We start from the raw sequence: 18,794 nt of genomic DNA, 5'->3' as shown, positions 1-18,794 counted from the left end.
GCCACCATGGGGGGTGATCCGGGGACGCCGTCAGGGTGCCTCGAGATGACATAAGGAGCCGTTGCGATGACGCAGGTTTCGGCTGCCCAGAAGCAGCCTGCGGAGGGTGTCCTCAAGGCCGCCGGCAGCAGCAAGGCGCTGTACGGGGGCAAGAGCACCCGCCGTATCACGGTGCGCGACATCACCGCCGCCAAGGAGCGCGGCGAGAAGTGGCCCATGCTCACCGCCTACGACGCGATGACCGCGTCCGTCTTCGACGAGGCCGGCATCCCGGTCATGCTCGTCGGCGACTCGGCCGGCAACTGCCACCTGGGGTACGAGACGACCGTCCCCGTCACCATGGACGAGATGACCATGCTGTCCGCCGCGGTCGTCCGGGGCACCAGCCGCGCCCTGATCGTGGGCGACCTGCCCTTCGGGTCCTACCAGGAGGGTCCGGTGCAGGCGCTGCGCTCGGCGACCCGCCTGGTCAAGGAGGCCGGGGTGGGCGCGGTGAAGCTGGAGGGCGGCGAGCGCTCGCACCGCCAGATCGAGCTGCTGGTGGAGTCCGGCATCCCGGTGATGGCGCACATCGGCCTGACCCCGCAGTCCGTGAACTCCATGGGTTACCGCGTCCAGGGCCGGGGCGAGGAGGCCGCGCAGCAGCTGCTGCGGGACGCCAAGGCGGTCCAGGACGCGGGCGCCTTCGCCGTGGTCCTCGAACTGGTCCCGGCGGAACTCGCCGCCGAGGTCACGCGCACCCTGCACATCCCGACCGTCGGCATCGGCGCCGGCGCCGAGACCGACGCGCAGGTCCTGGTGTGGACCGACATGCTCGGCCTGACCGGCGGCAAGATGCCGAAGTTCGTCAAGCAGTACGCCGACCTGCGCGGCATCATGGGCGACGCGGCGAAGGCGTTCGCCGAGGACGTCGTCGGCGGGACGTTCCCGCTGGAGGAGCACTCCGTCCACTGACGCACCCCGGCCGCCGGGACCCGGACCCTCGCGACCGACGGGCCGCCGGGACCCGGGCCCTCGCGGCCGACGGGACACCGAGTCCCCTGAACCTCCAAGACCCCCAGGACACCCGGGGGTCCCGAGGCACCGAGCCACTGCGGCACCATGGACAACCCGCCGATCTTCCCCCGTCGGCGGGTTGTCGCCGTTCTCGCGTCCTGTCGGCGGGTTGTCGCCGCACAGGTGCGTCCTGTCGGCCGACTGTCGGCGACCTATCGGTAACGGTCGGGTTCTGTAGGCGGCCTGTCGGTCGTTTGTCGGTGGCGCCTGGCACCTTGATGGACATGACGCGAATCGACAACACGCCCCGGCAGGCTGCGACCGGCCGCAGCGCCGTCACCGTACGGGGGCTGGTCAAGCACTACGGCGAGACCAAGGCGCTGGACGGGGTCGACCTGGATGTGCGCGAGGGCACCGTCCTCGGGGTCCTGGGCCCCAACGGCGCCGGCAAGACCACCCTCGTCCGCTGCCTGTCCACCCTCATCACCCCCGACGCCGGAACGGCCACGGTCGCCGGCTTCGACGTGCTGAAGCAGCCCCGGCAGCTCCGCCGGGTGATAGGCCTCACCGGCCAGTACGCCTCGGTCGACGAGAAGCTCCCCGGCTGGGAGAACCTCTACATGATCGGGCGGCTGCTCGACCTGCCCCGCAAGGAGGCCCGCCGCCGCGCCGACGAGCTCCTGGAGCGCTTCTCCCTCACCGAGGCCGCCAAGCGCCCGGCGTCGACGTACTCCGGCGGTATGCGCCGCCGGCTCGACCTCGCCGCCTCGATGATCGGCAGCCCGGCCGTGCTGTACCTGGACGAGCCGACGACCGGCCTCGACCCGCGCACCCGCAACGAGGTGTGGCAGGAGGTCAAGCGCATGGTCGCCGACGGCGTCACCGTGCTGCTCACCACCCAGTACATGGAGGAGGCCGAGCAGCTCGCCTCCGAGCTGACGGTCATCGACCGCGGCAAGGTCATCGCCAACGGCCGGATCGACGAGCTGAAGGCCCGCGTCGGCGGCCGGACGCTGCGCATCCGCCCGGTGGACCCGCTGCAACTGCGCCCGCTGGCCGCCATGTTCGACGAGATGGGGCTCACCGGCCTCGCCACGACGATCGTGGACGGCGAGACCGGCAGCGTGCTGGTCCCGATCCTCAGCGACGAGCAGCTCACCGCCGTCGTCGGCGCGGTCACCGCCCGCGGCATCACGATCGCCTCCATCTCCACCGAACTGCCCAGTCTGGACGAGGTGTTCCTCTCCCTCACCGGCCACAAGGCCAGTGCCCCGCAGGACGAGACCCCCGCCCGCGCCTACGAGGAGGTCTCCGCATGAGTACCGCCACTGTCGAAGCCCCCCTCACGGTCGAGGGCGACCCCCGCATCTCGCCCCGTGCGCACCTGAGGCACACCGGCGCGCTGATCCGCCGCAACCTGCTGTGGATCCGCCAGGACCCGGAGTCGATGTTCGACGCGATCCTGTTCCCGGTCATCTTCACGCTGCTGTTCGTCTACGTCTTCGGCGGCTCCATCGGCCAGTCGCTCGGCGGCGGACAGGAGGCGTACGTCCAGTACGTCGTGCCCGGCCTGATGGCCATGATGGGCATGAACATGGCCCAGGGAGTGGGCACCGGCTTCAACACCGACTTCAACTCCGGTGTGATGGACCGGTTCCGGTCCCTGCCGATCGGGCGCGGCTCGGTGCTGTTCGCCAAGATCGCGGTGGAGGTGATGCGGATGCTGATCGCGACCGCGGTCCTCATGGTCGTCGGTGTCCTGGTCGGCTTCCACATCACCAACTGGCCCGGTCTGTTCGCCTCCGTGGGCCTGTCGGCGGTCTTCGGCTCGGCCCTGATGTGGGTGTTCCTCACCCTCGGCGTGATCATGAAGAGCGCGCAGTCCGTGCAGGCGATGGGCTTCCTGGTGCTGATGCCGCTCCAGTTCGGCTCGTCGATCTTCGCGCCGACCAAGTCGATGCCGGGCTGGCTGCAGAACTTCACCGAGTACAACCCGCTGTCCTCCCTCGCGGACGCGGCACGCGGGCTGATGGTGGGCGGTCCGGTCGCGCACGGCCTGTGGGTGACGCTCGGCTGGTCGGCGGCCCTGACCCTGGTGATGGCGCCCGTCGCCATCCACAAGTTCCGCACCAAGAGCTGACGTCCGACGCACGGACCCGGCCCCGCCGACCGGGGCCGGGGAGCGCCGGTTCGCGTCCGCGCCTCAGATGAGGGCGGTGGCCTCCTCCAGGGAGAGGCCACCGCCCTCCGCGCATGCCTCCTCGTACGCCGCGTCGCCGAGCACGGCCCGCGCGCCCGTCTCGGCCCGCTCGCGCACCTCGACCTCCATGGGACCGGCGAAGTGGCCCGGTGGCAGCAGGGCGTCCGCGGCGCCCAGCAACCGGGCCGCGTCCCGGGCGCGACGGCCGCCGTCCAGATCGACGAGGGCGATGGCCGCCGTCGTCAGATGGGCGGAGGGCATGTGCGGCGCGATCATCCGCGACAGCCGGTCGCCGGACCGTTCCAGAGCCACGCGCACCTTGTCCAGGGCGCTCTCGCTCTGCCCGTCGATCGCGTCCAGCCAGGCTTCGATGCCGAGCATGAACCCGTCGAACAGGACGAAGGAGCCGGCCCCGAAGTCCTGGCGGAGCAGCCGTATCTGCTCACGCGCCTCATCGATCCGGCCACTGCGGCCGAGCCAGGTCGCGAGGAAGAGGTGGGCCGCCGGCATGGCCTCGTTGTGGGCGCCGTGTCCGTTCGCCAGGACGTCGCGGATCATCCGCTCGCCGCGCTCGGCCTCCCCCAGCTCCATGTACATGCAGCCGAGCCGGACGTCGAGCACGGCCGTCTGGGCGCGCGCGCCCAGCCGCTCGGCGTACTTCCCCGCCTCCGCGTAGTCCGCGGCGGCGGCCCGGAAGTCGCCCTTGCGCTCATGGGCCTCTCCGCGCGCGGAGAGGGATTCGGCGGCGCCCCAGGCGTCACCGATGCGTCCGAAGAGCTCCAGTGCCTCGTCGGCGTCCACGGTGGCGTCGCCCGCCATGTCGGCGCGGTTGGCGAGGATGTTGGCGCGCATCTGGAGGGCGGTGGCCAGTTCCCAGTCGTAGCCGAGTTCGCGGCAGGTGCTGACCGTCTTGTTGATCACCTCGGTGAACCGCTCCATCGTGCCGGTGAGCAGCACGGCGTAGAACCAGAGGTAGCCGGGGGTGCGGCAGGTCTGCGGCATGCCGGGCTCGTAGGTCGCGCTGATGGTACGGAGCTTCTCCTGGGCCTCCGGGGTCTGCCAGGCCCCCATGTCCATGTCCATATAGGCGAGATGGACGAGGTGCACGCCGCGCCGGGCCTCTTCGAGAACCTCCTCGCGCATCGGGGGCGGCGCGTCCGTGCAGCGCTCGTACAGCGGGACGGCCGGGCGCGCGGGCGGCTCGAAGGGATCGGGGCCGAGGCCCATCACCTCCATGGACCAGGCACGGGCGTCGACGCGCTGGTCGCGGATCTGCCAGTACCAGGTCAGCGAGAGGACCATGCACAGCGCCTCCTGCTCGTCGCGTTCGGCGACGGCGTGCCGCAGGGCGGTGCGCAGGTTCTCGTACTCGCGCTCGATGTGGTCGATCGCGGCACGCTGTCCGGGGCCGCGCAGCAAGGGGTCGGTGGTGCGGGCGAGTTCGCGGTAGTACGTGAGATGGGCGCGCTCGGTGGCCTCGCGGGCGCCGGACTCGTCGAGGCGTTCGCGCGCGTACTCGGCGACGGTCTCCAGCAGCCGGTAGCGCATCTCCAGGTCCGCTTCGCCCGAAGGGGCGGCGACGACGAGGGACTTGTCGACGAGCGAGCCGAGGACGTCCAGCGCGGCCGGACCGCAGACGGCCTCGGCGGCGGCGAGGTCGCAGCCGCCCGCGAACACCGACAGCCACCCGAGGGTGTCCCGTTCGGTCTCGTCGAGCAGGTCCCAGGACCAGTCGACGACGGCGCGCAGGGTCTGCTGCCGGGGCAGCACGGTACGGCTGCCCGAGGTCAGCAGCCGGAACCGGTCGTCGAGCCGGTCGGCGATCTGGCGCGGGGTGAGCATCCGCAGCCGGGCGGCGGCGAGTTCGATGGCGAGCGGGAGGCCGTCGAGGCGCCGGCAGATCTCGGCGGCCGCCTCGGGGTCGTCCTCGACGCGGAAGCCGGGCCGGGCCGCGGCACCCCGGTCGGCGAGCAGCCGCAGTGCGACGGGCTCCGGCAGTGGGTCCACCGGACGCAGCAACTCCCCCGGCACACCGAGGGGTTCACGGCTGGTGGCGAGCACGGTCACACCGGGACAGCGTTCCAGCAGGGCCTCGGCGAGGTGTGCGGCGGCGTCGACGACATGTTCGCAGTTGTCGAGGACGATCAGCATCCGGCGCTTGGCGCAGTGTTCGGCGAGCCGGGTGAGCGGGTCGTCGTGCCGGTCGGCCACGGCGCGCATCTCCTCGGCCCCGGCTCCGCGCAGCACGGTCTCGCGGGCGCCGACGGCGGTCAGCACGGCCTCGGGGACGGCCTTCGGGTCGTCCACCGGGGCCAGTTCGGCCAGCCACACCCCGTCCCGCAGGGTGGGGGCCAGGGCCTCGGCCGTCTCCTGCGACAGCCGTGTCTTGCCCGCGCCGCCGGGCCCGAGCAGGGTCACGAGCCGGGCGGTCGCGAGATCGCCCCGGATGGCATCGATGTCCTTCTCGCGTCCCACGAAGGAGGTGAGCCGGGCACGGAGGTTGCCGGGGGGCGGTGACACGGGGCGGGCACGCCGCTCGACGAGGTGGTGATCGACCCCCGTGGAGCGGGCCTCCGCGCCTTGCGGGCGCGCCCCGCCGCCGGCCCCGGCCGGGCGGAGCAGCTCCCCGTACAGGGACTGCAGCTCCGAGCCGGGGTCGGATCCCAGGCGATCGGCCAGCACTTGTCGTACGTCCTCGTACGCGGCCAGGGCCTCCGCCGTGCGGCCCGCTTCGCGCAGAGCGCGGAGACGCAGGACCTGGAGGGGCTCGTCCAGGGGGTGGGCGTCGCACAGGGCGGTCAGTTCGGGAAGGGCGGATTCGGCGTGTCCGAGGGCCAGCGCCGCGGTGAGGCGGGCGTGCCGGGCGTGCAGGTGACGGGTTTCCCAGTGGGCCGCTTCGGCGGTGCGGTCGGGCAGGTCCGCGAGGGCGGGGCCGCGCCACAGGGCCAGGGCGTCGTCGAGGATGACGGCGGCCTTGGCCGGGTCCCCGTCGGCGACGGCCCGGCCGCCTTCACCGGCGAGTCGCTCGAAGCGGTGCAGGTCGACGTCGTCGGGCGCGGCTTCGAGCCGGTAACCGCCGTCGGCCGAGGCGACGGAGTCCGCGCCGATGGCCCGACGCAACCGCCCGACCAGTGCCTGCAGCGCGCCGGGCGCGTCCGCGGGCGGGTCGCCGTCCCACACCTCGTCGACCAGGACGGCGGCGGGAACCGTCCGTCCGGGCCGCAGCGCGAGGACGGTCAGCAGGGCACGCAGCCGCGCCCCGCCGACCGGGACGGGCGTGCCGTCGGGGCGGAGTGCCTGGGTGGTGCCGAGGATGCGATAGCGCACGGGGTCCATTGTCTCCGGTGGCGTCAGGTGCGGGGGCCGGGTACGTACAGTTCGGCCAGGACTCCGGCCCGGCCCTCGCCGAACCACCTGGGGCTGCGGTCCACGGCCTCCAACGAGCGCGACGCGGGCACCGGCTCCCGGGTGCGCGAGCCGGGCGCGGTCTCCGCGAAGTCCTGGTGCACCAGGTGGATCGTACGGACCGTGCCGGTCGTCCCGGGCCACCGGGCACCGTGCCGCTCGACGGTGAGCAGACCGCTCCTCGCGGCCCGTCGGCCGGGACCCTGCCCCGATCCGTCACCGCCCGAGCTGGTATCGGTACCGGTACGGGCGCCGGTGCCCCTGGTCCTGGTCCGACTCCGGCTCCGGCTCCGGCTCCGGCTCCGGCTCCGGCCACCGTCCGCGTCCGTGTCCGCGTCCGTGTCCGCATCCGCGGCATCGCCGTCGGGATCACCGCGCAGGGCGACGACCAGGCCGTCGTCCGCGCGCAGCACCCGGATCTCGGCTCCGTCGTCGCGCACGTACTCCGGCGTCGCCGTGATCGCGCTGAGCGCCCCGGACCAGCCGCCGCCGAGCGTCTCGCCCCCTTCGTCCAGCAGGAGCGGCCAGGTCACCTCGTCCCCGACCGAGAAGGGGGTGCCGCAGCACTCCATCTGCCAGTCCGCGTAGAACACCCGCCACAGCCCCATTCCCCCAGCCTCTCCGGAACCGATGCCCCATGGCGAGACGTTTTCCGCATGAGCCCGGTACGGTCGGGCAGTCTCCAGCACACGATCGTCGGCCGAGCCAGTCCAGGGAGCCCCATGACCACCGTCGCGACCCGCCGCAGTGACCGGAGGATCAGCCCCGTCTTCGTCGGCATCGTGGCCGTCATGGGGGTGACCGGCTGGGCGGCGTGGACGGGCTTCGCCGAGCAGCCCGGCGTGGCCGTGTTCCTCTTCGTGACGGCGGCCTGGGTCGTCTCCCTCTGCCTGCACGAGTACGCGCACGCCCGCACCGCGCTGCACAGCGGCGACATCTCGATCGGCGCCAAGGGCTATCTGACCCTGAACCCTCTGAAGTACACGCACGCGCTGCTGAGCATCGTCCTGCCGCTGCTCTTCGTGATCATGGGCGGCATCGGTCTGCCGGGCGGCGCGGTCTTCATCGAGCGGGGCCGTATCCAGGGACGCTGGAAGCACAGCCTGATCTCGGCGGCGGGCCCGCTGACGAACGTGCTGTTCGCCGTCGTGTGCACGGCCCCGTTCTGGCTGCACGCCCTGGACGGCGTCCCCCCTGCCTTCCGCTACGCGCTGGCCTTCCTCGCGCTGCTCCAGGTCACGGCCGCGATCCTGAACTCCCTGCCGGTCCCGGGCCTGGACGGCTACGGCGTGATCGAGCCCTGGCTGTCGTACGGCGTCCGCCGTCAGGTCGAGCCCTTCGCGCCGTTCGGGCTGCTCGCGGTGTTCGGGCTGCTGTGGATCCCGTCGGTGAACCAGGAGTTCTTCCACCTGATCGACGCCGTCCTGGGCGGCCTGGGCATCGACGGCCGGGACACCGACTGCGGACAGTGGCTCTACCGCTTCTGGGAGTCGAACAGCGACGTCTGCCTGCGGTCCTCCTGACCGGGCCGGGGGCGGGAACCAACGTCCGTAGTCGCCGGGCCCCGCCCGGCGGCTACGCCCTGCCCCGCCGTGCGTAGTACCAGGTCATGTTCGACGACAGGCCCGCCAGCAGCACCCACACGATGCCCAGCCAGCTGCCCTGGACGAACGAGACGACGGCCGCGGCCACGGACAGCACACAGACGGCGAGGGCGTAAAGAGCGAGGCGGGGCATGGGATCGGCTCCTGTCGGGGGACACTGCTTCGGCACCAGTGTCCCCCACGGGAGCCGGAGGGTGGCGCACCCCCCGGGCCCCGCCGCCGGCCGGGACGGCGGCTCTAGACGTCCGTCACCCGCAGGCCCGCGTGCGCCTTGTAGCGCCGGTTCACCGAGATCAGGTTGGCGACCAGGGCCTCGACCTGATGGGCGTTGCGCAGCCGGCCGGAGAAGACGCCCCGCATACCGGGGATGCGGCCGGCGAGGGCCTGGACGATCTCGACATCGGCGCGCACCTCGCCCAGGACCATCACATCGGTGTCGATCTCCTCGATCTCCGGGTCCGCGAGCAGCACGGCGGAGAGGTGGTGGAAGGCCGCGGTGACCCGGGAGCCGGGCAGCAGGGCGGCGGCCTGTTCGGCGGCGCTGCCCTCCTCCGGCTTCAGCGCGTACGCGCCCTGCTTGTCGAAGCCGAGCGGGTTGACGCAGTCGACGACCAGCTTTCCGGCCAGTTCCTCGCGCAGCGATTCGAGGGTCTTGCCGTGGCCCTCCCACGGCACGGCGACGATCACGATGTCGCTGCGCCGCGCGGTCTCCGCGTTGTCGGCTCCCTCCACACCGTTGCCGAGCTCCTCGGCCGCGGCCCGCGCGCGGTCGGCGGCGCGCGAGCCGATGATCACCTTCTGTCCCGCCTTGGCGAGACGGTAGGCGAGGCCCTTGCCCTGCGGACCGGTGCCGCCGAGCACGCCGACAACGAGCCCGGACACGTCGGGCAGGTCCCAGGGGTCCTTGGCGGGGGCCTTCTGTGCACTGTCAGTAGAGGTCATGGGCCGACTTTACGTGCGCGGGCCGCGCCAGGACGTCCGGGTCGGCCGAGCGCCCGGGGTGAGGACGGTCACCCGAGCGCGGTCACCGGGACACGCCGGAAGGTGATCGTCTCGTACGCGCCGAAGTCGCCCGTCTCGTAGAGCAGTCCGACCGTGTCGGTGTCGACGCGGACCAGGTCGGAGTACGCGGCGGGCAGTCCGTCCACGGTGTGCGCGGACCGCCAGGTGGTGCCGCCGTCGGCCGAGGCGCGGACCGTCATCAGGGCGCGGAGATCCGGGTCCGCGGGCCCGGAGTACAGGAGCAGGTCCGGGTCGCGGAGCTGGAGCAGGCTGCCCTGGACGATGGGGGTGACCAGGCCGGCCTGCGGGCGGAAGGGCTTGACCAGGGTTCTGCCCCCGTCGAGGGAGTGGGCGTCGGCGCGGTTGCCGGGGGACGGGGAGTCGTTGCGGGTGTTGAAGTAGACGCGGCCGTCGGGGAGTTCGGCGGCGGTGGTCTCGTTGACGTTGACGTATCCGTTGGTGTTCTCGTCGAGGTAGCCGAGGTACCAGGTCGCCCCGCGGTCGTCGCTGAGCAGACAGTGCCCGCTGTTGTACTTCGCCTCGGTGCCGTTGTCCGTGCCGGTGGGCGGCAGGGTGTGGTTGCCGGGGACCACGACCCGGCCGGAGCCGAGCTGGAGCGCGTGCCCCGGTGTCGTGGCGTACCAGCGCCAGCCCGCCTTCTTCACCTGTGCGGTGATCTCCTTGGGAGCCGACCAGGTGCGTCCTTCGTCGTCGCTGTGCTGGACCCACACGCGCCGCCCGTCGGCTGCCTTCACCTTGCCGCGCAGCAGGGCGTCCTCGGTGGCCGAGGCGGCGCTGCGGACGTGGACGAGCAGGACACGGCCGGTGTCGAGGGTGACGGGGGCGGGGTTGCCGGCGAGGTTGGTCCCGTTGTTCGCGACGATCTGGAGCGGGCCCCAGGTCCGGCCGCCGTCCGCGGACCGCTTGAGCACGATGTCGATGTGTCCGTGGTCCTTGGCGGAGCCGACCCGGCCCTCGCAGAAGGCCAGCAGTGTGCCGGTCCGGGTGGCGACGACGGCGGGGATCCGGAAGCTGGCGTAGCCCTCGCGCCCGGCGCGGAAGGGGACGCTCACCGCGGTATCGGCGCCCGTCGCCGCGCCCGTACCGGGTCCGGTCGTCCCGTCCCCGCCGGGGCCCGTCGTCCCGTCCGTACCGGTGCCGGTCTCTGCGCTCGACTGTGTCATGGCCGGGCTCCCTGCTGCGGTCACTCATGGGGTCGGTGTTGCGGACTTCTGCCCAACTTGGGCGAATTCGTGGTGAACTCCGGGTCACGAGTGGCCCGTTGCGGCAGGATGCGGCCATGGATGCCGTACGGGTCGCGTTGCTGCGTGAAGTGCTTGCCGGGACCGAATGGCTGGATGCGACACGGCGGTTCGGGGGAACGCTGCGGGGGTCCGTGGTGTCGCACGGCGGCGGTCTGCTGCTGGTCGGTTCCGAGGCGTACGAGCCCTGGCACCTCGCGGCACACCTCGTGGACGAGGCGGCCTGGTCGGGGACGCCGGAGCTGTCGCCGACCCTGGTGCGGCACGGGGCGCGGCAGTCGGATCCGGCTCACCTCGCGGTGGGCCTGGGACGGATCGAGGCGGCCCGGCGCGGCGAGACCCTGCTCGTGGTGGCGCCGGAGGTTCCCGGGGACGCGCTGCTGGAGCGGGTGCACGGCGCCCGGCGGGCCGGGGCGACGGTACTGGCCCTGTCCCACGGGGAGGGCGAGCTGCCGGCGCTGGCCCACGAGTCGCTCGCGGTGCCGCCGGACCCCGAGCTCGACCTCGACACCGTGCAGCATCTGGTCAGCGCGGCGGCCGGGGAGAACGCGCTGCCCTCGCCCCGGGGCCGCCACCGCTTCCGCGACCGCCTGTCCCGCCTCGCGGACCAGCTGACGGCCCCACCGTCGCACCGGTGGTAGCGGCCCTCCCCCTCCACCTTCCGCTTCCCCTCCCCTTCCTCTTCCGCTTCCCCTTCCCGGCGAGGCTGACGGGTCGGCCGCGACCGACAGGGCCGACAGGGCCGCCCCGGCGCCGCCAAAAGCGTCGCGGCCGACGCGGGGCCGTCGGCCCCGTAAACCGGTTGCCTCGTGCCCTCGGGCCGCCGAGCATGGCCCCTCGTGAGTGACGAGCCTCCCCCTTCCCGTCCGCGCGCCCTGCTGCCCGATCTCGCGCCCTGGCGGACCTCCGCAGACTTCCGGCGGCTGTGGGTGGCCGGGCTCGTCACCAACTTCGGGAGCTTTCTGACGTTCGTCGCGCTGCCGGTGCAGATGAAAGAGCTCACCGGGTCCGCGGCGGCGGTCGGCGCGATCGGCGCCGTGGAACTGATCCCGCTGGTGGTCTTCGGGCTGTACGGCGGGGCCCTCGCCGACGCCCTGGACAAGCGGAAGCTGATCGTCTGGACAGAGGCCGGCCAGGGCCTGCTGTGCGCCGCCCTGCTCGTCGACGCGACGGTGCCGCATCCTGCCGTGTGGCCCCTGTACGTGGTCGCGGCGCTCTCCGCCGCGCTCGGCTCGGTGCAGCGCCCCGCGATGGACTCGCTCACCCCCCGGATCGTGGCGCACGAGCATCTGACGGCGGCGGGCGCGCTCAACTCGCTGCGCTGGACGGTGGGCGGTGTCGCCGGCCCGGCCCTGGCGGGTGTCGTCGTGGCGTACGCCGGGCTCGGCTGGGCCTACGCGGTCGATCTGGTGACCTTCGCCGCCTCGGTGGCCCTGATGGCGGGGATCGCCCCCTCGCCCGCCTCGCACGAGGCGGCGAAACCGTCCCTGCGGTCGATCGCCGAGGGCGGGCGCTACGCGTGGAGCCGCAAGGAGCTCCTGGGTACGTACGCGGTCGACCTGGCGGCGATGTTCTTCGCGATGCCGCTCGCGGTGCTTCCGTTCCTCGCGGAGGAGCTGCGCGCCGACTGGTCGCTGGGGCTGATGTACGCGGCCCTCCCGGCCGGCTCGCTGCTCGTCAGCCTCACCAGCGGATGGACCTCGCGCGTGCACCGGCACGGGCGGACGGTGGTGTTCTCGGCGGCCTGCTGGGGCCTCGCGGTGGCCGGCGCCGGCCTGGTGCGCGACGTCTGGCTCGTCCTGCTTCTCCTCGTCCTCGCCGGCGCCTGCGACATGGTCAGCGGGATCTTCCGCGCCGCCATCTGGAACCGGACGATCCCGGACGAGCTGCGCGGACGGCTCGCCGGGATCGAGCTGCTGTCGTACTCCGTCGGGCCCCAGCTCGGCCAGGTACGGTCCGGCGGCATGGCCGCGCTGACGAGCGTGCGGACGTCGGTCTGGGCCGGCGGCGCGCTCTGTGTCGCGGCGGTGGGGCTGCTCGCCGCCGGCCTCCCGAAGCTGATGTCGTACGACGACCGGACGAACGAGCACGCGCTGCGGATGCGCTCCGCGCGGGCGGAGGAGATCCCGCCCGCACCCCCGGTGACCGCGTCCTGACGAGCGCGCACGAGGTTCCGCCCCGGCGCCCCCGGCCCGCCTCGGCGGTCAGCCGTCGGCCGCCCCGGAACCCGGTGCCGCGGTCGGCCGGGGCGCCCGCCTCAGTCGTCCCCGGCGTCCGGCGCCTTGCCCGAGGCGTCGTGCCACTTCGGGTCGGTCTCCCATTCGAGGTTCCGCTCCCGCGCGAGGTCCATCGCGTGTTCGGCCTCCCCGCGGGTGGCGTACGGGCCGAAGCGGTCCTTGGCGGGGCACTCGGGCCCCTCCTCGACCTTCTTGTGCTCCAGGCAGTAGTACCACTCGCCGGGCTTGCCGACCGTCCGCTTCTTGAACAGGGCCATCACCAGCTCCTTTCGCCAGGGACATGTTCCCCCATGCCCGCTGGTTAGACTCGCTGCCATGTCTGGCCAGTCGCTGCTCGTACCAGGGGAGCTTTCTCCCACCCGTCCCGTGCCGGGAAACATCAGGCGCCCCGAGTACGTGGGAAAGCCCGCCCCCACGCCGTACACCGGACCGGAGGTGCAGACGCCCGAGACGATCGAGGCGATGCGTGTCGCCGGGCGGATCGCCGCGCGGGCGATGGCCGAGGCCGCCAAGCTCATCGCGCCGGGTGTGACGACGGACGAGCTGGACCGGGTGGCGCACGCGTACATGTGCGACCACGGCGCCTACCCCTCGACCCTCGGCTACCGCGGCTTCCCCAAGTCGCTGTGCACCTCGGTCAACGAGGTCATCTGCCACGGCATCCCCGACTCCACGGTGCTGCGCGACGGTGACATCGTGAACCTCGACGTGACGGCGTACATCGGCGGTGTGCACGGCGACAACAACGCGACCTACCTGGTCGGAGACGTCGACGACGAGTCGAGGCTCCTCGTGGAGCGGACCCGGGAGTCGCTGGAGCGCGCGATCAAGGCGGTCAGGCCGGGACGGCAGATCAACATCATCGGGCGCGTCATCGAGTCGTACGCGAAGCGCTTCGGGTACGGGGTCGTCCGTGACTTCACCGGGCACGGGATCAACTCCTCGTTCCACTCCGGGCTGATCGTCCCGCACTACGACAACCCGCAGGCGACCACCGTCATGCAGCCCGGGATGACCTTCACCATCGAGCCCATGCTCACGCTCGGCACGCACGACTACGACATGTGGGACGACGGATGGACCGTCGTGACGAAGGACCGCAAGCGCACGGCCCAGTTCGAGCACACCCTCGTCGTCACGGCGAGCGGCGCGGAGATCCTGACCCTGCCGTAGCCGCCCGGAGTTCCCGGAACCACCGAACCCGCCCTGTCCACAGGGCGGGTTTTCCCATGTGGGTACGGCCCTCGATCGGGGTACGGTTTTACCGACAGCACGTCGGGAAGAGTATTGACTTAGGTAAGCCTAACCATAGAAGATTCGACTGATCCCGCAACGGGCTCTCGCCCTTCCCATCGGCTCCGGAGGCCCCATGAACGCGTCGGACACGTCGGACACGCTGAGCACGCCGGACCCCACGAACCCGGCGGGCACACCCTTCTCGACGCTCATCCGCACCGCGTCGCACGAACAGCACACCGAGGCGGAGACCTCGACGTTCATGAGCGACCTCCTCGGCGGCCGGCTCGGCGTCGAGGCGTACGCGCGCTACACGGAACAACTGTGGTTCGTGTACGAGGCGCTGGAGGCGGCCACCGAGCGGCTGGCCGCCGACCCGGTGGCCGGGCCGTTCCTGCGGCCCGAGCTGCTGCGCCGCACCGCCCTGGAGCGCGACCTCGCCCATCTGCGGGGCCCGGACTGGCGGGACACGCTCACCGCGCTGCCCGCCACCCGCGCGTACGCGGACCGGGTCACCGAGTGCGCCCTCGCGTGGCCGGGCGGCTATGTGGCCCACCACTACACGCGCTACCTGGGCGACCTCTCCGGCGGCCAGATCATCCGCGGCAGGGCGGAGCGGACCTGGGGATTCAGCCGCAAGGGCGACGGCGTCCGCTTCTACGTCTTCGAGGACATCTCCAACCCGGCCGCGTTCAAGCGGGAGTACCGCGAACTGCTGGACGGGGTCCGGGCGGACGACCTGGAGAAGCAGCGGATCGTGGCGGAGTGCAAGCGGGCGTTCGCCCTGAACACCGGGGTGTTCAGGGCTCTCGGCGAGGAGTTCCCGCTGACCGCCTGAAGGGCGGCGGAACCCGGGCGTGCCGGGCGGGGTGGTGCGGTCTCAGCGTTCGAGGCGGACCCGGCCGCCCATCTCGACCCAGTCGCCCGGCTGCGGTGCGGTGAGGATCTGCGAACCGACGCCCTGGGTGATGTTGAGGGCCCGGCCGAGCTGCTGGGTCAGCAGCAGCGCCGCCGCTCCGGTGGCCTCGTCCTCCTCGATGCCGTCGTTGCGGCCGGGGAAGGCACGGGCCCGCACCCGGCCGGCGGCCTCGTCCTCCCAGGCCCAGGCGTAGATCCACTCGCCCGACGGCGGCACGGCCAGCGCTTCGACCTCGGCCGCGGTCCCGTGCCGCCGCAGCGTCCTCGGCGGCGCCCACTCGGCCCGCGCCTCGATCCAGCTGAACTCGCCGTCCAGCCGGACTCCCACCACACCGGCGGGTGTGACCAGTTCGGGCACGTCGAGCAGCCATCCCACCCCGACGCACGGGTGTCCGGCGAACGGCAGCCGCAGCGAAGGGGTGTAGATGTCGATGATCCCGCGCTCGGGGTCGTCGACGAACACGGTCTCGCTGAAGCCGAGCTTCGCGGCGAACTCCTGCCGTTCGGCGCGGTCCGGCATCACCGAGCCCTCGCGCACGACACCGAGCTCATTGCCATACCCGCCGCCTGGTCCGCAGAAGACCCGCAGCACGTCGTAGTCAGTCACTCCGGCATTCAAACATCCATCCGCCCGGTCGGTGACCCACAAGACCGGACCGCCCGCCTCCGAAAGCTCCCTGATCATCGGGAACGCCGTCGGAGGCGGGCGGTCCGTTCCGCCGGTCCGGACGGGAACGCGTCCGGACCGGTTCCGACGGATCAGGCGTTCTGCCGCCGTCGCATGGCGACCACCACGCCGGCGCCCGCCGCGAGGGTCACCGCGGCCGCGGCTCCCAGCGCGCCGGCCGGTACCTCCGACCCGGTCGAGGCCAGGGCACCGCTCATCACGCCGCCCGTCGTGGACCCGGTCGTCCCCGCGCCGCCCGTGGTGCCCGACGACGTACCGGAGCCGTCCGAACCCGAGCCGGAACCCGAGCCGGAACCGGAGCCCGACCCGCCGTTCCCGTCCGGCAGTTCGGCGTCGTCGCTCAGCGCCACCGAGAGACCGACCGGGTCCAGCTCGGCTCCCTCGGCGTAGAAGCCCCCGAAGGCCTCCGCGCCGGCCTTGGTGAGCTTGGCGGTCACTCCGTCGAGAGTGATCACGTCGTCCTGCGCCGTCAGGTCCTCGGTGTCCGTGCTCAGGTCCGCGAGGACGACGTCGGCGGAGGTCTTGCCGAGGCTGTCGACGTCGGCGGTCAGCTCGCCGGAGCCGCCGTCGAGTTCCACTCCGAGGTCGCTGAGGGTGAGATCGAGGCCGTAACTGCCGTTCGCCTCATGGCCCTTGAAGTTGACCGCGCCCTCGAAGGAGGCCGAGAGCGTGTCGGCGTCGGTGTCGTAGGTGCCGGTGGCGTCCGTGAAGGTGAAGACTCCGTTGCCGGTGGCCTGCGTGGCACCGCCGGACACGGTGATCTTCCCCTGGGCGGCACCGTCCACGACGTAGGTACGGAAGGACTGCTTCACACCCCAGCCGAGCGTGCCGTCCGCCATCTCGCCCCGCGCGGGGGCACCGGTCCCGGAGGCCGTGGCGCTCGGGCTCGCACTCTCCGAGGCCGGGTCCGAGGACGACGGGGACGCCGAGGAGGAGGACGAGGGTGACGCGGAGGCCGAGGCGGACGTGGACGAGGTCGGCTCCGGGGACGCGGAGCCCGTCGCGGTCCCGGTCTGCGTCGCGGCCGGCTTCTGCGTCACGGTGAGCGGATCGCCCGCGGCGCCCTCGTAGCCCGCGCTGCCGAGGACGGTCGCCGCCTCCTTCGTCAGCCTGGTCTCCATGTCCGTCATCGTGCGGGTCACGGTGACATCGGCGAGCGGGACGTCCTCCCGGGTCGTGCCGCCGCTCGTGACGTCGGCGGTGATCTCCGCCGCCGCGCTGTCGAACCTCACGTCCGACAGGGTGAGTTCGAAGCCGTGCAGCTTGGAGGCGATCTTCAGACTGCCCGCGAAGCCGAGCCGTACGGCATGGGTGGCGGAGTCGTACGTCCCGCTGCCGTCGGTGAAGGTGAACGCGCCGTTGCCGTCCGCCTGCGTCGCCCCGCCGGACGGGGTGAAGGTCCCGGCCGCCATGCCGGTCACGTACGAGCGGTAGGACTGCTTGATGCCCCAGGTCAACTCGTAGTCCTTGAGCGGCGCTTCGGCGGCGGACGCGCTGGTCACGGCGAAGGCGCCGGCTCCCAGGGCGACCGCGACGGCGGCGGCGAGTGCGAGAGGGCGGTGGCGATGGGCGGCCATGGTCGTGGGTCTCCTCGGGGATGAACGTCCCGCGCCGGGCGCGGGGATCGGTTGAGTACGGGGAACGAAGCGGGGTGGACGGGGAGTGGTTCGGGGGGCGCGTCGGCGTCGGGGGTCGGTCGGGGATGACTCGGGGGTGAGGGTGGGTCGGGTCAGTCGGTGGGCGTGCGACGCCTGCGGACGACACCGAAGGCGACCGCGGCCGTGAGCAGCGCTCCGAGGGAGAGGGCGACCGGCAGGACCGGTCCGCCGACGGGGCCGCCGCTCGCGGTGTTCTCGGCGCGGGGCGCGGCGGCGGCCTTCGCCTCGGGCGTCCGCGACGCGCGCGGCGTGGGCGAGGGGGACGCGGACTCGCCGAGGTCGGGCAGGGCGGGGAGCCGCGCGTCGTCCGTGAGGGCGATCGAGAGGGTCACCGGGTCCATGCGCGTGCCGGCTCGGTAGACCCCGCCGAACGCCTTGGCGCCACGGGCCGTCAACGTGCTCGGCACCTCGGCGAGTTGGAGCAGTCCGCCCTTCGGCTTCATGCCCTTGGCGGAGAAGGTCACGAGCGGGACCTTCTTCCCGGTGAGGTCCGCGCTCGCCACATCGGCGTAGAGCGTGCCTTCGCCGTCCTCGACGGTGACCCGCACTCCGCCGAGCCCGAGGTCGAGCCCCTGCCGGCCGGTGAAGCGCAGGGCCCCGTCGAAGGCCGCCCTCAGGACGTGCTTCTTCCCGTCGTACGTGCCCTCGCCCGCGGGGAACCGGAAGAGCGCGCCGCCGTCCTGGGCCCCGGAGGTCAGCGTCCACTTCCCGTCGGCGACGGGCCCGGTGACGTACTCGCGGAACGTGCGGCGCACTCCCCAGTCGACGGCTCCGTCCTCGATCGCGTCCGCCTTCGCCCTCCCGGCCTTCTTCGCCGGGGACGTGGACGGCTTCGCGGTGGGCGTGGCCGACGGCCCGGCCGGGGCCAGGACGTCCGCCTCCAGGCTCACGGGATCGAGTGCCGTACCCGCCGCGTAGTAGCCGGCGAAGGACCGCGCGCCCTGTGAAGTGAGCGTGGCCGGAAGGTTGTCGAGCCGGACGGCGGTGCCGCCGCCCCTCATGTCGATGCCGCCGAGGGAGAGGGTGGCGAAGGGCACCTGTGTGGACGTCGTGACCGTCCCGGTGCCCTTCGCCTTGCTGGTGATGTCGACGTAGAGCGTGCCGCCACCGCCGGAGAGGCGGACGGTGGGACGGCTGATCGTCATGTCGAGCTCGTAGGCGCCGCCGCTCTGACGGTGTCCGACGAAGCGGACTCCGCCGGAGTAGGCGGCGGTGAAGGCGCCCGTGCCGCCGTCGTAGGAGCCGGTGGCGGAGTGGAAGCGGAACTGGCTCGCGCCGACCGTGGCCGCGCCCCCGGTGAGGGAGTAACTCCCCTTCGCGACGGGCCCGGTGACATAGCTCTGGAAGGACGACTTGATGCCCCAGTCGAGCCGTCCGCCCCGCACGGTGCGGCTCGCCGCGTGCGCGGCCGTGGCGGTGAGCAGGGCCCCCAGCACGGCCACGCAGACCACGGCGGCCCCCAGGGCTCTCGAACGCGCGGTCATGGGTGTCCTCCGGATTCCGGGGTCCGGAGAACCCCTGGCGACTTAGGTAAGGCTAACCTAAACTATCGATCGGATGTGCTGGAAGAGGACCGAGAGGAACAACG

General features: G+C 72.5%; 17 protein-coding genes. 8 read left to right on the top strand and 9 right to left on the bottom strand.

Translation table 11 applies throughout. The annotated features are described in order from the left end of the window. Window positions 1-66 precede the first annotated feature (66 nt). From panB to ACFYW9_RS16805, 3 genes are all read left to right on the top strand, one after another. A complete protein-coding gene (panB, locus tag ACFYW9_RS16815) occupies window positions 67-954 on the top strand; it encodes a 3-methyl-2-oxobutanoate hydroxymethyltransferase (protein WP_329299320.1) in 888 nt (295 codons plus the stop codon). A gap of 326 nt (window positions 955-1,280) precedes the next feature. Further along, entirely contained in the window at window positions 1,281-2,315 is a 1,035-nt protein-coding gene (locus tag ACFYW9_RS16810) for an ATP-binding cassette domain-containing protein (protein WP_389150330.1), read from the top strand. Further along, a complete protein-coding gene (locus tag ACFYW9_RS16805; RefSeq protein ID WP_389150327.1) occupies window positions 2,312-3,136 on the top strand; it encodes an ABC transporter permease in 825 nt (274 codons plus the stop codon). The genes ACFYW9_RS16810 and ACFYW9_RS16805 overlap by 4 nt, the downstream gene beginning before the upstream one ends. A 63-nt stretch (window positions 3,137-3,199) precedes the next feature. Here ACFYW9_RS16805 and ACFYW9_RS16800 read toward each other — a convergent pair whose 3' ends face one another. Further along, on the bottom strand, window positions 3,200-6,532 hold the full coding sequence (locus tag ACFYW9_RS16800) for a BTAD domain-containing putative transcriptional regulator (RefSeq protein WP_389150324.1): 3,333 nt from the start codon (window positions 6,530-6,532) through the stop codon (window positions 3,200-3,202). A 14-nt stretch (window positions 6,533-6,546) separates the two neighbouring features. Continuing rightward, the gene (locus ACFYW9_RS16795) at window positions 6,547-7,209 is read right to left on the bottom strand and encodes a DUF6578 domain-containing protein (protein ID WP_389150321.1); all 663 of its coding nucleotides are present in this window, start codon (window positions 7,207-7,209) and stop codon (window positions 6,547-6,549) included. A gap of 114 nt (window positions 7,210-7,323) precedes the next feature. Between ACFYW9_RS16795 and ACFYW9_RS16790 the strand changes: the two genes are divergently transcribed. After that, window positions 7,324-8,124: a site-2 protease family protein gene (locus ACFYW9_RS16790; protein WP_389150318.1), complete on the top strand. Its 801-nt coding sequence runs from the start codon at window positions 7,324-7,326 to the stop codon at window positions 8,122-8,124. A 52-nt stretch (window positions 8,125-8,176) separates the two neighbouring features. Here the strand turns inward: ACFYW9_RS16790 and ACFYW9_RS16785 are convergent, their stop codons facing one another. The 3 genes from ACFYW9_RS16785 to ACFYW9_RS16775 form a co-directional block, all read right to left on the bottom strand. Next, window positions 8,177-8,338, bottom strand: coding sequence for a hypothetical protein (locus ACFYW9_RS16785; protein ID WP_167455616.1), 162 nt, complete (start codon window positions 8,336-8,338; stop codon window positions 8,177-8,179). A 104-nt stretch (window positions 8,339-8,442) separates the two neighbouring features. Further along, a complete protein-coding gene (npdG, locus tag ACFYW9_RS16780; RefSeq protein ID WP_328668737.1) occupies window positions 8,443-9,147 on the bottom strand; it encodes an NADPH-dependent F420 reductase in 705 nt (234 codons plus the stop codon). A 68-nt stretch (window positions 9,148-9,215) separates the two neighbouring features. Next, window positions 9,216-10,391: an exo-alpha-sialidase gene (locus tag ACFYW9_RS16775; protein WP_389150314.1), complete on the bottom strand. Its 1,176-nt coding sequence runs from the start codon at window positions 10,389-10,391 to the stop codon at window positions 9,216-9,218. A gap of 116 nt (window positions 10,392-10,507) precedes the next feature. On the opposite strand from ACFYW9_RS16775, the gene ACFYW9_RS16770 reads away from it, so the two are divergent. Both ACFYW9_RS16770 and ACFYW9_RS16765 read left to right on the top strand, forming a co-directional pair. Beyond that, on the top strand, window positions 10,508-11,110 hold the full coding sequence (locus ACFYW9_RS16770) for a hypothetical protein (RefSeq protein WP_351864970.1): 603 nt from the start codon (window positions 10,508-10,510) through the stop codon (window positions 11,108-11,110). A 198-nt stretch (window positions 11,111-11,308) separates the two neighbouring features. Further along, window positions 11,309-12,625 (top strand): MFS transporter, encoded by a 1,317-nt coding sequence (locus ACFYW9_RS16765; RefSeq protein WP_389150312.1) that lies wholly within the window; start codon window positions 11,309-11,311, stop codon window positions 12,623-12,625. A 101-nt stretch (window positions 12,626-12,726) separates the two neighbouring features. On the opposite strand, the gene ACFYW9_RS16760 is transcribed toward ACFYW9_RS16765, so the two are convergent. Beyond that, complete coding sequence (locus ACFYW9_RS16760; RefSeq protein WP_351864964.1) at window positions 12,727-12,963, bottom strand: hypothetical protein; 237 nt, start codon at window positions 12,961-12,963, stop codon at window positions 12,727-12,729. Window positions 12,964-13,021: 58 nt separating this feature from the next. On the opposite strand from ACFYW9_RS16760, the gene map reads away from it, so the two are divergent. Further along, window positions 13,022-13,879, top strand: coding sequence for a type I methionyl aminopeptidase (gene map, locus ACFYW9_RS16755; protein WP_351864961.1), 858 nt, complete (start codon window positions 13,022-13,024; stop codon window positions 13,877-13,879). Window positions 13,880-14,075: 196 nt separating this feature from the next. Then, complete coding sequence (locus ACFYW9_RS16750; protein ID WP_389150308.1) at window positions 14,076-14,780, top strand: heme oxygenase (biliverdin-producing); 705 nt, start codon at window positions 14,076-14,078, stop codon at window positions 14,778-14,780. A gap of 42 nt (window positions 14,781-14,822) precedes the next feature. Here the strand turns inward: ACFYW9_RS16750 and ACFYW9_RS16745 are convergent, their stop codons facing one another. From ACFYW9_RS16745 to ACFYW9_RS16735, 3 genes are all read right to left on the bottom strand, one after another. Then, a complete protein-coding gene (locus ACFYW9_RS16745) occupies window positions 14,823-15,467 on the bottom strand; it encodes a PhzF family phenazine biosynthesis protein (RefSeq protein WP_351864955.1) in 645 nt (214 codons plus the stop codon). 152 nt (window positions 15,468-15,619) lie between these two features. Then, on the bottom strand, window positions 15,620-17,125 hold the full coding sequence (locus ACFYW9_RS16740) for an HtaA domain-containing protein (RefSeq protein ID WP_389150303.1): 1,506 nt from the start codon (window positions 17,123-17,125) through the stop codon (window positions 15,620-15,622). 152 nt (window positions 17,126-17,277) lie between these two features. Next, window positions 17,278-18,690: an HtaA domain-containing protein gene (locus tag ACFYW9_RS16735; protein WP_389150300.1), complete on the bottom strand. Its 1,413-nt coding sequence runs from the start codon at window positions 18,688-18,690 to the stop codon at window positions 17,278-17,280. Window positions 18,691-18,794 lie beyond the last annotated feature (104 nt).

Source organism: Streptomyces sp. NPDC002698 (assembly GCF_042888945.1).
Classification (GTDB): Bacteria; Actinomycetota; Actinomycetes; order Streptomycetales; family Streptomycetaceae; genus Streptomyces.
Note: the sequence above shows the minus strand (reverse complement) of the source record. Positions and strands in the feature narration are given on the sequence as shown.

What these genes read in the sequence shown, in the direction of transcription:
- panB (WP_329299320.1), top strand. Translation starts at nt 67, where the DNA reads ATGACGCAGGTTTCGGCTGCCCAGAAGCAGCCTGCGGAGGGTGTCCTC.
- ACFYW9_RS16810 (WP_389150330.1), top strand. Translation starts at nt 1,281, where the DNA reads ATGACGCGAATCGACAACACGCCCCGGCAGGCTGCGACCGGCCGCAGC.
- ACFYW9_RS16805 (WP_389150327.1), top strand. Translation starts at nt 2,312, where the DNA reads ATGAGTACCGCCACTGTCGAAGCCCCCCTCACGGTCGAGGGCGACCCC.
- ACFYW9_RS16800 (WP_389150324.1), bottom strand. Translation starts at nt 6,532, where the DNA reads ATGGACCCCGTGCGCTATCGCATCCTCGGCACCACCCAGGCACTCCGC.
- ACFYW9_RS16795 (WP_389150321.1), bottom strand. Translation starts at nt 7,209, where the DNA reads ATGGGGCTGTGGCGGGTGTTCTACGCGGACTGGCAGATGGAGTGCTGC.
- ACFYW9_RS16790 (WP_389150318.1), top strand. Translation starts at nt 7,324, where the DNA reads ATGACCACCGTCGCGACCCGCCGCAGTGACCGGAGGATCAGCCCCGTC.
- ACFYW9_RS16785 (WP_167455616.1), bottom strand. Translation starts at nt 8,338, where the DNA reads ATGCCCCGCCTCGCTCTTTACGCCCTCGCCGTCTGTGTGCTGTCCGTG.
- npdG (WP_328668737.1), bottom strand. Translation starts at nt 9,147, where the DNA reads ATGACCTCTACTGACAGTGCACAGAAGGCCCCCGCCAAGGACCCCTGG.
- ACFYW9_RS16775 (WP_389150314.1), bottom strand. Translation starts at nt 10,391, where the DNA reads ATGACACAGTCGAGCGCAGAGACCGGCACCGGTACGGACGGGACGACG.
- ACFYW9_RS16770 (WP_351864970.1), top strand. Translation starts at nt 10,508, where the DNA reads ATGGATGCCGTACGGGTCGCGTTGCTGCGTGAAGTGCTTGCCGGGACC.
- ACFYW9_RS16760 (WP_351864964.1), bottom strand. Translation starts at nt 12,963, where the DNA reads ATGGCCCTGTTCAAGAAGCGGACGGTCGGCAAGCCCGGCGAGTGGTAC.
- map (WP_351864961.1), top strand. Translation starts at nt 13,022, where the DNA reads ATGTCTGGCCAGTCGCTGCTCGTACCAGGGGAGCTTTCTCCCACCCGT.
- ACFYW9_RS16750 (WP_389150308.1), top strand. Translation starts at nt 14,076, where the DNA reads ATGAACGCGTCGGACACGTCGGACACGCTGAGCACGCCGGACCCCACG.
- ACFYW9_RS16740 (WP_389150303.1), bottom strand. Translation starts at nt 17,125, where the DNA reads ATGGCCGCCCATCGCCACCGCCCTCTCGCACTCGCCGCCGCCGTCGCG.
- ACFYW9_RS16735 (WP_389150300.1), bottom strand. Translation starts at nt 18,690, where the DNA reads ATGACCGCGCGTTCGAGAGCCCTGGGGGCCGCCGTGGTCTGCGTGGCC.